Genomic DNA, 12,123 nt, shown 5'->3' on the forward strand with positions numbered 1-12,123 from the left:
TATAGCTTGTGACGGAGACATCGTACCCCCTCAACATATTTTAACCCATAAGGAGGGTCTGTGTAGTGTTTGATTTTAATAAACCTAATATTGAAATTACAGAAATTTCAGAAGATAAAAAATATGGAAGATTTGTTGTGGAACCTCTTGAGAGAGGATATGGAACGACCCTCGGCAACTCCCTGAGAAGAATCATGCTTTCTTCTCTTCCGGGAGCAGCTATCAGTTCTGTAAAGATCGACGGAGTTCTGCACGAATTCAGCTCCATACCGGGTGTAAAAGAAGATGTGACCGAGATTATCATGAACCTGAAATCACTGGCAATCAAGAACACATCAGAATCAGACGAAGTAAAGACTGCATATATCGAATTTGAAGGTGAAGGCGTTGTAACAGGTGCTGACATCCAGGCGGATTCCGATATCGAGATTATGAATCCTGAACAGGTTATCGCTACATTAAGCGGTGGCAAGGACAGCAAGCTGTACATGGAACTTACCATTACAAAAGGCAGAGGATACGTAAGCGCAGACAAAAACAAGAGCGAAGACTTACCGATTGGTGTTATTCCGATTGATTCCATCTATACACCGGTAGAGCGTGTGAATCTGACAGTTCAGAACACACGTGTCGGCCAGATTACTGACTATGACAAACTTACATTAGATGTATGGACAAAGGGAACATTGCTTCCTGACGAGGCTGTCAGCCTTGCGGCTAAAGTCTTAAGCGAGCATCTGAAGTTGTTCATTGACTTGTCAGAGGTGGCTCAGGCTGCTGAAGTCATGATTGAAAAAGAAGATGACGAGAAGGAAAAAGTACTGGAAATGAGCATTGATGAATTAGAGCTTTCAGTACGTTCATACAACTGTCTGAAGAGAGCCGGCATTAATACCGTAGAGGAGCTTACCAACAAGACACCTGAGGATATGATGAAGGTGCGTAACCTTGGACGTAAGTCACTGGAAGAAGTGCTGGCTAAGCTGAAGGAATTAGACCTTGAGCTGAACCAGGGTGATGAGTAATATTATTTGAATTATCCTGTCAGTAAGACCGAAGGGCATGGCGGGAGCATTTGATTAATAAGACCGAAGACGCATAACCAAATGTTTAAAAATGGAGGATAAGAACAATGGCAAAGTATAGAAAACTCGGCAGAACATCAAGCCAGAGAAAAGCCTTAATTAGAAATCAGGTAACAGCATTACTGAACAACGGTAAGATTGTTACAACAGAAGCGAAAGCAAAAGAGATCCGCAAAGTGGCAGAAGGATTAATTGCTATGGCTGTAAAAGAAAAAGACAACTTCGAAGAAGTTACAGTAAAAGCTAAAGTTGCCCGCAAGGACAAAGACGGCAAGAGAGTGAAAGAAGTCGTTGATGGAAAGAAAGTTACTGTATATGACGAAGTAGACAAGAAGATCAAAAAGGACATGGCAAGCAGACTTCATGCAAGAAGAGAAATGCTGAAAGTTCTTTACCCTGTAAAAGAAGTTCCTACAGCAGCTGCAGGAAGAAAGAAAAATACGAAGGAAGTTGACCTTGTAGAGAAATTATTCTCAGAGATCGCTCCGAAGTATGCAGACCGCAACGGTGGATATACAAGAATCGTAAAGATTGGCCAGCGTAAAGGCGATGCAGCTATGGAAGTTCTGATCGAATTAGTTTAATTCTACCAGCAATTAGAAAATATAGAGAGCAGAGATATGAAGAGATTCATATTTCTGTTCTTTTTTTTATTCGAACATCAGTTTTGAATTTTATTTGTTTTGTGCAATATACACAATAAATGTTAAAAATATAACGTTAAAAGTTTGACAAAAGGCATATTGACAATATTTTAACGATAGGATATACTGATACCTGTAATTAAGAAAAACAATTCAATTACGGGAGGAAAAATTGAAATGGCAAAGAAGGATAAGGTCGTAGTACCTGAGGTAGTTGACAGCGTGGAAACACTGGAAGCAAAAATGAAAGCAATGCGCGAGGCGCAGAAAGTATTTGCTACTTTCACACAGGAGCAGGTAGATAAGATTTTTTATGAAGCAGCCCTTGCAGCTAATAAGATGAGAATTCCGCTTGCTAAGATGGCAGTAGAGGAAACTCAGAGAGGTATTGTAGAAGATAAGGTTATCAAGAACCACTATGCAGCAGAATATATCTACAATGCTTATAAGAATACCAAGACATGCGGTGTTATCGAAGAAGATCCTGCATTTGGTATTAAAAAAATTGCAGAGCCGATCGGTCTGGTAGCAGCAGTTATCCCGACGACAAACCCGACTTCTACGGCAATCTTTAAGACCCTGATTTGTCTGAAAACAAGAAATGCTATTATCATAAGCCCACATCCGGCAGCTAAGGCTTGTACAATCGCAGCAGCTAAGGTTGTTCTGGACGCAGCTGTAAAAGCAGGTGCACCGGAAGGAATCATCGGATGGATCGATGTTCCGTCACTGGAACTGACAAACACTGTTATGAAGGATTCTGATATTATCCTCGCAACAGGCGGACCGGGAATGGTTAAGGCTGCATATTCTTCAGGAAAACCGGCACTCGGTGTTGGACCTGGAAATACACCTGTAATTATTGATGATACAGCAGATGTGAAGATGGCAGTAAACTCTATCATCCACTCTAAGACATTTGATAATGGTATGATCTGTGCTTCCGAGCAGTCAGTTACTGTACTGGACAGCATTTATGACGAAGTAAAGAAAGAATTCGCTTACCGCGGATGCTACTTCCTGAAGAAAGGCGCAGAACTGGATAAGGTTCGTAAGACAATCATTATCAACGGTGCCCTGAATAACAAGATTCCAGGAAAGTCAGCATATGAGATCGCTAAGCTGGCCGGTGTAGATGTTCCGGAAGATACAAAGATCCTGATCGGTGAAGTGGAATCAGTTGATATATCAGAAGAATTTGCACACGAAAAATTATCTCCTGTACTTGGTATGTATAAAGCAAAAACTTTTGATGAGGCACTTGAAAAGGCAGCCCAGCTGGTAGCAGACGGCGGATATGGACATACAGCATCACTTTACGTACATCCTGCACAGACAGAAAAAATAGCAAAACATGCGGCAGCAATGAAAACTTGCCGTGTACTTATTAATACACCTTCTTCTCACGGCGGTATCGGAGACCTGTACAACTTCAAGATGGCTCCGTCTCTTACACTGGGATGTGGTTCATGGGGCGGAAACTCCGTATCTGAAAACGTAGGAGTAAAACACTTACTGAATGTGAAGACAGTAGCTGAGAGGAGAGAAAATATGCTTTGGTTCAGAGTACCTGAAAAAGTTTACTTCAAGAAAGGCTGTATGCCAGTGGCACTGGATGAGCTTGGAACAGTTATGAATAAAAAGAAAGCATTTATCGTAACAGACTCATTCCTGTATAAGAACGGCTATGTAGCACCAATTGAAGCGAAACTGGACGAGATGGGAATTCAGCATACATGCTTCTACGAAGTAGCTCCGGACCCGACACTGCAGTGTGCACGCAAGGGTGCTGACCTGATGCGGTCCTTCGAGCCTGACACAATTATCGCACTCGGCGGTGGTTCTGCAATGGATGCAGCAAAGATTATGTGGGTAATGTATGAGCATCCGGAAGCAAACTTCGAAGATATGGCTATGGACTTCATGGACATCAGAAAGAGAGTATTTACATTCCCTAAGATGGGAGAGAAAGCTTACTTTGTAGCAATCCCTACTTCTTCAGGAACAGGTTCCGAAGTAACACCGTTCGCAATCATAACGGACGCTGAGACAGGCGTTAAATGGCCGCTGGCAGACTACGAACTGCTTCCGAATATGGCAATCGTTGATGTTGATAATATGATGACCCAGCCGAAGGGACTGACAAGCGCGTCCGGTATCGATGTTATGACACATGCAATCGAGGCATACGTTTCTATCATGGCAACAGACTTCACAGATGGTCTGGCTATGAAGGCTGTAAAGAGCGTATTTGATTACCTGCCGTCAGCATATGAGAACGGGGCTAATGATCCGAAGGCACGTGAAATGATGGCAAATGCTTCCTGTATGGCAGGTATGGCATTCGCAAACGCATTCCTCGGACTGAACCACTCTATGGCTCATAAACTGGGTGCTTTCCACCACCTGCCACACGGTGTTGCAAATGCAGTTATCCTGACAGAGGTTATGAAATATAACTCAGCAGAAGTACCAACCAAGATGGGTACATTCTCACAGTACCAGTATCCACATGCACTTGCTAGATATGCTGAATTAGGACGTTTTGCAGGATGCACAGGAAAGGATGACCAGGAAGTATTTGATAACTTCATCGCTAAACTGGAAGACCTGAAAGAGAAGATCGGTATCAAGAAGACAATCAAAGACTACGGTATCGATGAGAAGTACTTCCTCGATACACTGGATGACATGGTAGAGCAGGCATTCAATGACCAGTGTACAGGAGCTAACCCGAGATATCCATTAATGAAGGAAATCAAAGAGCTCTACTTAAAATGCTACTACGGCAAATAAGCCTTTCAAAACTTATTGACCCTGGTAGTCCAATAAGGATAAATTTTTTCTCACGGGCAGGAGCGCGGCATTTAGGTGCCGCGCTCCTGCATTTGTGCGTGATAGAGAAAACCTCCCGCCTTCTGCATGGGTAATTTATTGGTTAAAAAAATAACAATATATAAACTATAAAAAACTTAGTTAAAAATTGCACAAAATTTACATATGGGGCTTACATTGTTAAAAAAGTTGATGTATAATAAAAACAACTTAAAAAACGGCAGCAAAATCAGGAGGAATAACTTATGAAGCTGGAAGAAAAAAATTTAATCGTAGAACGTCCTTATAAGAAAGTATACAAATGTGATGACAGCGTAGTCAAAGTATTTGAAACGACACATCCGAAGTCAGATGTATTTAATGAGGCATTGAATACAGCAAGAGTGGAAGATACCGGTCTGGATATACCGAAGGTTAAGGAAGTCACCCAGATTGACGGCAAATGGGCGATTGCAATTGAATACAAGGCAGGAAAGACACTGGAAGAGATGATGGAAGGCGACAGGGGCAATCTGGAGAAATATATGGAAGACTTCGTAGACCTCCAGATTACGGTACACAGCAAGACATCTCCGCGCCTGAATAAACTGAAAGATAAGCTGTCAAGCCAGATCAACAGCCTGAAAGAAGTGGACGCAACGACACGTTACGAACTTCTCACGAGACTGGAAAGCATGCCGAAGCATAATAAAGTGTGCCACGGAGATTTTAACCCGAGTAATGTTATCGTTGCAAAGAACGGCAAGATGACAGTAGTTGACTGGGCACATGCCACACAGGGAAATGCAAGCGCTGATGCTGCTATGACATATCTCCTGTTCGCCCTGAAGGATCAGGAAGCGGCAGATATGTATATGAAGATATTCTGCAGAAAGAGCGATACTGCAATGCAGTACGTACAGCAGTGGCTCCCGATCGTCGCAGCCGCACAGCTGACAAAGGATAATGAACTGGAAAAAGATTTCCTTATGAAGTGGATTGACGTTTTTGATTATCAGTAAGGAATGAAGATAAATTAAAAATAAAAGAAGCACTGTATTATGGCATGCATAGTAATATGCGCCATAGTACAGTGCTTCTTTTTAAGCCGGATTTCGTGCCTACCAGCCCTGGAAGAACAGGTTATTGCCAATATTAACGCCGGGCCTGTCCGTTGCCCCTGCATAGAGGAAATAGTAACAGTCCTGTACTGCGGCAAGCCTTGCACCATTTATCGCATCCTGTGCCACGGTATATGCCAGATCACTGGCGCCGCTCGACAGTACAGCATCGAGCCTTCCGGACCAAACCGGTTCGAACTGCCCGGAAGCATAGACAACGTCTGTAATACTATTCGGGAATATAGGACTGTAAACACGGTTCATAATCACCGTTGCGACAGCAAGCATGGAGTTGTAATCATGCATCGCTTCACAGTCCAGTATAGCTGCGAATACATCCAGATCACTTCCGCCGACATTCGTGGATCCGCCATTTACAACACTGTCATCATACCCGCCGCCTCCGGAATTGCCGCCGCCTGAGCTGCCGTTGTCGGAATTATTATTACCGGAAGTACTGGCGTTGGCTTTTGCATTTGCCTCCTCGGCAGCTTTCGCTTTTGCTGCAGCTTCGGCAGCAGCCGCGGCTTTTGCTGCCTCTTCTGCCTTAAGCTTTTCGAGCTGTGCTTTGTATGTTTCCAGATCGGTTGAGGTTTCCTTTGCCTTCTGCTTAAGCTGCTCCTCCTGTTTCTCCAGATCTTTCTGGATCGCCACGAGGGAAGTCTGCTGTGCTTCCAGCGTTTCTTTCTTATCTGCAATTTCCTGACGTGTCTTCTGAAGCTCGGTCAGCATGTCCCGGTCATAGTCGCTGATATTCTGGATAAAATCCGCCTTGTTTAAGAAATCTGTCATGCTTTCTGCTGAAAACAGCATTTCTAAAAGTGTTGCGTTGCCGGTTTCGTACATATACTTAATACGGGTCTTCATGTCATCGTATTGTTTAGCTTCGTTAGCCTTGGCTTCATCTAAGGAATCTTTCGTTCTTAGGATTTCACCATTAGTTATTTCGACCTGCATTTCGGCAGTGGAGATCTCGTCACTTATGGCCAGAAGATCCTTGTTGATGCCGCTAAGCTGATCCTGCAAATCAGAAGTTTTGCTTTTCAGACTTTCCTGGTCCTCTGCATATACGGGGAAAACGGAAAGTACTAATACGAGAGAACAAACAAATGCCAGTATGGCCCGTCCTCCGCGTTTTGAGCGCAATTTCATAATTTCCAAATCCTTTCTTAATTGTTTTTTACTTCCTGCAGGCAAGCCTGTACAGGGTAAAAATTGTTTTGCGTTTGTATTATACTATAAATTGCTTTAATACGCAAATTTTGATAAAATAAGTTATACTTATTTCATAAATCGGGAGATTAGTAAATTATAAAAATATAAGAAAAGTATGAGGAATGGGAATCAGATGAAATATAATATAAAGATGATCGGGCTGGACTTAGACGGGACATTGTTAACGGAAAAGAAGGAACTTCTGCCTTACACAAAACAGATACTGCATGAGGCGATAGAAAAGGGGATTATCGTATTGATGGCGACAGGCAGGCCGTTCATGGGAATACCGGAAGAACTCAGGCTTTATCCGGGCATCCGGTATGCACTTACATCGAACGGGGCAAGGGTAGTTGATATGCAGGAAAATAAAGTCCTGATTGAAAAGCTTCTTCCTCTGGAAAAAGCGAAGAAAGCATTGGAAACTCTGGCAAAATATGATACATTACAAGAGGTATACTTTGACGGACAGGGGTACGCTGATGCAGATAAGATGAAGCATATCGGACGTTATCATCACAACCCGTATATGTGGGAATATCTGCTGACGACAAGAAAGGCGGTGCCCGATATTATGGGGCTGGTGAACGAACAGAACAGGGACATGGATAAGATACAGGGGCTGTTTGCTGATATGGACGAAAGACAGGCGGCATGGGCTGAACTGGAGCAGCAGGATGGTCTCGCCTTGGTCGGTTCTCTGGGCTATAATATTGAAATTAATGCGTCTGGGGTCAATAAGGGTACAGCGCTCGTAGAACTTGGAAGAATGCTGGGAATAGAGCGGGAAGAGATTATGGCATGCGGAGACGGAGACAATGATGCCGATATGCTGAAAGAGGCCGGTTTGGGGGTTGCTATGGGGAATGCCATAGAAAAAGTGAAAGAAGCTGCTGATTACATAACGGTATCGAACGATGAGCAGGGGGCGGCAAAGGCGATAGAAAAATTTGCTCTTAGAGGAGGAGAACTATGTTAGAAGCATTAAAAGTAATTTTTCTGGGGATTGTAGAAGGAATAACAGAATGGCTGCCGATCAGCAGCACGGGGCACCTGATTCTGGTGGAAGAGTTTGTAAAGCTGAAGATGAGCGAAGGCTTCATATCCATGTTTAACGTGGTGATCCAGCTTGGGGCGATTCTGGCGGTTGTTGTGATTTATTTCCATAAGTTAAATCCGTTTTCCAGTACAAAGACACAGAAGCAGAAGATGCTGACACTGCAGTTGTGGGTGAAGGTATTGATTGCGTCCGTACCGGCTGCTGTGATTGGTCTTTTGTTCGATGATTTCATTGATGCACATTTGATGAATTACGTTGTAGTGGCAATTACACTGATTCTCTATGGCATAGCTTTTATCGTGGTAGAGAAGCAGCACGAGCATAAGAAACCGGCAGTCAGACGCCTGTCGGACCTGACGATTCCGATGGTCCTTATTATCGGATGCTTTCAGGTACTGGCACTGATCCCCGGAACATCACGCTCCGGTGCGACGATCATCGGCGGACTGCTGGTCGGGGCTGCCAGGGGAGTTGCGGCGGAATTCACATTCTTCCTTGCGATTCCGGTCATGTTTGGGGCCAGCTTTTTAAAAATATTTAAATTTGGATTTAGTTTTACAGGGATGGAAATATTCCTGCTTCTGCTGGGATGTGTGATATCTTTTGCAGTATCTATATTTGCGATTAAGTTCCTGATGCAGTATATCAAGAACCATGACTTTAAGGCATTTGGTTATTACCGGATTGTACTTGGTGCGATTGTCCTGCTCTACTTCGGACTTACAGCAGCATTTGCTTAAAAGGCGGGACGACTATGAAATTACTGTTTGCTGAGGATGAACCGGAGATGTCAGAGGCAGTTGTGGATATTCTGACGTTTCATAAATATGTAGTGGACGCTGTTTTTGACGGGGAAGAAGCGCTTGCCTATGCGCGGGAAGAGCATTATGACGGGATTATACTCGATATTATGATGCCAAAGAAGAGCGGGCTTGAGGTGCTGACGGAACTTAGAAAGGAAGGCTTAAGGACACCGGTCCTGCTTTTGACAGCGAAAGCCGAGGTGGAAGACCGGATACAGGGGCTGGACCTCGGGGCTGACGATTACCTTCCGAAGCCATTTGTTATGGGGGAACTTCTGGCGAGAATCCGGGCAATGCTGAGAAGGCGTGAGGAATTTACCCCGGACATTTTAAAATGCGGCAATATTGAGTTGAATCTGCACAGCTATGAACTGAGCGGGAATGGTCAGGCTTTCGTACTACCGAAACTGGAATATCAGCTGATGGAGCTCCTGATGCTGAATCAGGGAATCTATCTTTCTTCAGAGGACCTTCTTGTCAAAGTGTGGGGATACAATACAGATGCAGAGCTGGGGACCGTGTGGGTCTATATTTCCTATCTCCGCAAAAGGCTGTCGGCCCTAAATGCAAATGTGGAAATCAAGGCAAAACGCAATATTGGTTATACTCTGGAGGTAAACGAATGATAAAGACGCTTCAGAAAAGATTTGTCACGACAGCCATGCTGGCTATAACCATACTGCTGCTTGTCCTGTTAGGGGCGATTAATATAGGTTATTCCCTTATATCAGGACGGCAGGAGGGTGTGATGCTTGATATGCTTTCCCAGAACGAGGGGATGGCTCCGCCGGATATGGCACCTCAGGGAAAAGAAAAGAAGGGGTTTCTGGAGCCGCCTATGAACGAAGATACAGCCTTGTCGGCGAGATATTTCCTTGTGCGCCTGAATGCAGAGGGGGAAACCGTACAGGTTGATATAAGCCGGATTTCGTCTGTGACAGAGGCTCAGGCTGTGGAGTATGCAAAGGAAGCGGTACAGCGTACCGGTGATACAGGCAGCATACATTCATTTAAGTACAAATCAGCCCCTGCACGTGACAATAGGGGACAGGTTATTATATTTCTGGATACGACCCTCCAGCGCCATTCTACGATGATGGTGCTCTTTCTTTCCATATTTATAGGAATTCTGTGCTGGGGCTGCATGCTCCTGCTCGTGATTCTGCTTTCTAAGAAGGCGATTCTTCCGATAGCAAGAAATATGGAGAAGCAGAAGCAGTTTGTTACGAATGCAGGACATGAGATCAAGACACCGCTGGCCATCATCATGGCGAATACAGATGCAATGGAACTGCACGGCGGGGAAAGCAAGTGGAGCCGTAACATCCGTAATCAGACGATCCGCTTAAATGGCCTGATGCAGAATCTGCTGACACTTTCAAAGATGGACGAGGCAGGGCCTAAGCTTATGAAAGAGGATTTTTCCGTCAGCAGGCTTCTGGAGGACACGCTGCACCCGTTCTATGAATCCGCGGCATTAAAGGGGATTTCCATTCATGAGGACATCCAGCCTGATGTGATGATCCATGCGAATCGCGAGAACATCATGCAGCTGATATCAATCTTGCTGGATAATGCAGTAAAATATACGAACAAAGATGGCGAGATCGGCGTAATCCTGAGAAAGGATGACCGTAAAGTCAGGCTGCACGTAAATAATACCTGTGACAGCCTGCCGGAAGGGACACCGGAAAAGCTGTTTGACAGATTCTACAGGGGCGACAGCGCAAGGACCCAGAAAAGCGGGGGCTACGGTATTGGGCTTTCAGTTGCCGAGGCGATCGTCGAGGTGCATAAAGGAAAGATTTCCGCAAAATATGAGGGCGGCGGGATTAGTTTTCAAATTGACTTATAGGAGAAATGCTATGCAAAAAGAGATACTAGATGCATAGCATTTTTTTGCGTCTAAAATACAAATACAGTCTAAGGTTCATCTAAGGTTCCCCATGTAAAGTGTGTGTTAAATAATTATGAAAGGAGTGTTTACATGAATTACAGGCATGAGTGGAAGCACGAGATTAATTTCTCTGACCTGATTACCCTCAGGCAGCGCCTGCGGGCTGTCGCAAAGATAGATGAGAATGCGGCCAATGGAAAGTATGAGATCCGGAGTCTGTATTTTGACAATCCTGCGGATAAGGTCCTCAGGGAAAAAATAGACGGGGTAAACATGCGTGAGAAGTTCCGGATACGTTTATATAATCATGATGTTTCTCTGATTCATCTGGAGAAGAAGAGTAAATACAATGGTCTTTGCCGGAAAGAAATTGCAGAATTGTCTGTATGGGAAGCGCAGGCGATTGCCGGCGGGCAGTATGAATGGATGGCGGACAGTAAACGGGAGCTTGTAATAGAGCTATATAGTAAAATGATGCAGCAGGGGCTCAGGCCCAGAACAATTGTAGATTATATGAGGGAGCCCTTTGTATACGGTCCCGGAAATGTGCGGGTTACTCTGGACTACAATATCCGCACTGGTTTAAGGTGTACGGATATTCTGGATCAGGACTGCATCACGGTCCCGGCGCCGGGAGATCCGATTATCCTGGAGGTGAAATGGGATGCTTACCTGCCCTCGGTAATACGCGATGCCGTGCAGCTTCAGGGCCGCCGTACCGCAGCCTTTTCTAAATATGCGGCCGGCAGGGTCTGGGGATAGTATGGTGCGGAGAGTGAAAAAAATACAGTAAATTAAAGGAGAATTATAAAATGACTTTTAATGATATTTTTAAATCTAGTTTTCTTGAGAATGTTTCCAGTATCAGTATTTTAGATATGCTGATTGCCCTTGTGCTCGCATTCGGGCTCGGGATGTTTATTTTTCTTGTTTATAAAAAAACGTTTCAGGGAGTAATGTATTCTTCCAGTTTCGGGGTAACCCTCATTGCACTCACAATGATAACGACTGTCGTTATTCTGGCGGTAACATCAAATGTCGTGCTGTCACTTGGTATGGTTGGTGCTCTGTCTATCGTACGTTTCAGGACCGCGATAAAGGAACCACTTGACATTGCATTTTTGTTCTGGTCAATTGCCGTGGGGATTGTTCTGGCAGCAGGGATGATTCCGCTTGCTGTAATCGGGAGCGTCGTAATCGGAGTAATCCTGCTTGTGTTTGTGAATAAGAAATCCTATGTGAATCCATACATCGTTGTAATCAGCTGTGAGAGTCATGACAGTGAGATAAAGGCAAAGGATTTTCTGGATAAACAGGTACAGCGGTGTGTGGTTAAGAGCAAGACTGCGCAGAAAGGGGCGATTGAGCTGAACATGGAGATCCGCATGAAGGAGGAAAATACGGATTTCATTAATATACTTTCTGAAATGGACGGTGTGAACAGTGCCGTGCTTGTCAGCTATAACGGAGAATATATGGGATAG

At 44.4% G+C, this 12,123-nt stretch carries 11 protein-coding genes; 10 read left to right on the forward strand and 1 reads right to left on the reverse strand.

Features of this window, described 5'->3' with window-relative positions; translation table 11 throughout:
• Positions 1–65: 65 nt before the first annotated feature.
• The 4 genes from ABIN22_RS16200 to ABIN22_RS16215 all read left to right on the forward strand — a co-directional run bounded on the left by ABIN22_RS16200 (position 66) and on the right by ABIN22_RS16215 (position 5,565).
• Positions 66–1,025 (forward strand): DNA-directed RNA polymerase subunit alpha, encoded by a 960-nt coding sequence (locus tag ABIN22_RS16200; RefSeq protein ID WP_109732281.1) that lies wholly within the window; start codon positions 66–68, stop codon positions 1,023–1,025.
• A 107-nt stretch (positions 1,026–1,132) separates the two neighbouring features.
• Entirely contained in the window at positions 1,133–1,669 is a 537-nt protein-coding gene (locus ABIN22_RS16205; protein ID WP_109732282.1) for a bL17 family ribosomal protein, read from the forward strand.
• A 237-nt stretch (positions 1,670–1,906) separates the two neighbouring features.
• Complete coding sequence (adhE, locus tag ABIN22_RS16210) at positions 1,907–4,525, forward strand: bifunctional acetaldehyde-CoA/alcohol dehydrogenase (RefSeq protein WP_109732289.1); 2,619 nt, start codon at positions 1,907–1,909, stop codon at positions 4,523–4,525.
• A gap of 284 nt (positions 4,526–4,809) precedes the next feature.
• Entirely contained in the window at positions 4,810–5,565 is a 756-nt protein-coding gene (locus tag ABIN22_RS16215; protein WP_118620243.1) for an aminoglycoside phosphotransferase family protein, read from the forward strand.
• A 99-nt stretch (positions 5,566–5,664) separates the two neighbouring features.
• On the opposite strand, the gene ABIN22_RS16220 is transcribed toward ABIN22_RS16215, so the two are convergent.
• On the reverse strand, positions 5,665–6,816 hold the full coding sequence (locus ABIN22_RS16220; protein WP_346909942.1) for a cell wall hydrolase: 1,152 nt from the start codon (positions 6,814–6,816) through the stop codon (positions 5,665–5,667).
• Between the two features lie 196 nt (positions 6,817–7,012).
• On the opposite strand from ABIN22_RS16220, the gene ABIN22_RS16225 reads away from it, so the two are divergent.
• The 6 genes from ABIN22_RS16225 (at position 7,013) to ABIN22_RS16250 (ending at position 12,123) form a co-directional block, all read left to right on the forward strand.
• The gene (locus ABIN22_RS16225) at positions 7,013–7,858 is read left to right on the forward strand and encodes a Cof-type HAD-IIB family hydrolase (protein WP_109732408.1); all 846 of its coding nucleotides are present in this window, start codon (positions 7,013–7,015) and stop codon (positions 7,856–7,858) included.
• Positions 7,852–8,679: an undecaprenyl-diphosphate phosphatase gene (locus tag ABIN22_RS16230; protein ID WP_109732292.1), complete on the forward strand. Its 828-nt coding sequence runs from the start codon at positions 7,852–7,854 to the stop codon at positions 8,677–8,679. Before ABIN22_RS16225 ends, ABIN22_RS16230 begins: the two co-directional genes overlap by 7 nt.
• 14 nt (positions 8,680–8,693) lie before the next feature.
• Positions 8,694–9,368 (forward strand): response regulator transcription factor, encoded by a 675-nt coding sequence (locus tag ABIN22_RS16235; RefSeq protein ID WP_109732293.1) that lies wholly within the window; start codon positions 8,694–8,696, stop codon positions 9,366–9,368.
• Positions 9,365–10,597, forward strand: a complete 1,233-nt coding sequence (locus ABIN22_RS16240; RefSeq protein ID WP_109732294.1) for a sensor histidine kinase — start codon at positions 9,365–9,367, stop codon at positions 10,595–10,597. Before ABIN22_RS16235 ends, ABIN22_RS16240 begins: the two co-directional genes overlap by 4 nt.
• A gap of 132 nt (positions 10,598–10,729) precedes the next feature.
• Positions 10,730–11,401, forward strand: coding sequence for a polyphosphate polymerase domain-containing protein (locus ABIN22_RS16245; RefSeq protein ID WP_242996139.1), 672 nt, complete (start codon positions 10,730–10,732; stop codon positions 11,399–11,401).
• Between the two features lie 50 nt (positions 11,402–11,451).
• A complete protein-coding gene (locus ABIN22_RS16250; protein ID WP_346909945.1) occupies positions 11,452–12,123 on the forward strand; it encodes a DUF4956 domain-containing protein in 672 nt (223 codons plus the stop codon).

The sequence above is a fragment of the Faecalicatena orotica genome (assembly GCF_905197545.1).
Classification (GTDB): domain Bacteria; phylum Bacillota; class Clostridia; order Lachnospirales; family Lachnospiraceae; genus Faecalicatena_A; species Faecalicatena_A orotica.

Excerpts from the sequence above, each read along its gene's own strand:
- ABIN22_RS16205 (WP_109732282.1), top strand. The coding sequence starts at position 1,133 with ATGGCAAAGTATAGAAAACTCGGCAGAACATCAAGCCAGAGAAAAGCC.
- adhE (WP_109732289.1), top strand. The coding sequence starts at position 1,907 with ATGGCAAAGAAGGATAAGGTCGTAGTACCTGAGGTAGTTGACAGCGTG.
- ABIN22_RS16215 (WP_118620243.1), top strand. The coding sequence starts at position 4,810 with ATGAAGCTGGAAGAAAAAAATTTAATCGTAGAACGTCCTTATAAGAAA.
- ABIN22_RS16220 (WP_346909942.1), bottom strand. The coding sequence starts at position 6,816 with ATGAAATTGCGCTCAAAACGCGGAGGACGGGCCATACTGGCATTTGTT.
- ABIN22_RS16225 (WP_109732408.1), top strand. The coding sequence starts at position 7,013 with ATGAAATATAATATAAAGATGATCGGGCTGGACTTAGACGGGACATTG.
- ABIN22_RS16230 (WP_109732292.1), top strand. The coding sequence starts at position 7,852 with ATGTTAGAAGCATTAAAAGTAATTTTTCTGGGGATTGTAGAAGGAATA.
- ABIN22_RS16235 (WP_109732293.1), top strand. The coding sequence starts at position 8,694 with ATGAAATTACTGTTTGCTGAGGATGAACCGGAGATGTCAGAGGCAGTT.
- ABIN22_RS16240 (WP_109732294.1), top strand. The coding sequence starts at position 9,365 with ATGATAAAGACGCTTCAGAAAAGATTTGTCACGACAGCCATGCTGGCT.
- ABIN22_RS16245 (WP_242996139.1), top strand. The coding sequence starts at position 10,730 with ATGAATTACAGGCATGAGTGGAAGCACGAGATTAATTTCTCTGACCTG.
- ABIN22_RS16250 (WP_346909945.1), top strand. The coding sequence starts at position 11,452 with ATGACTTTTAATGATATTTTTAAATCTAGTTTTCTTGAGAATGTTTCC.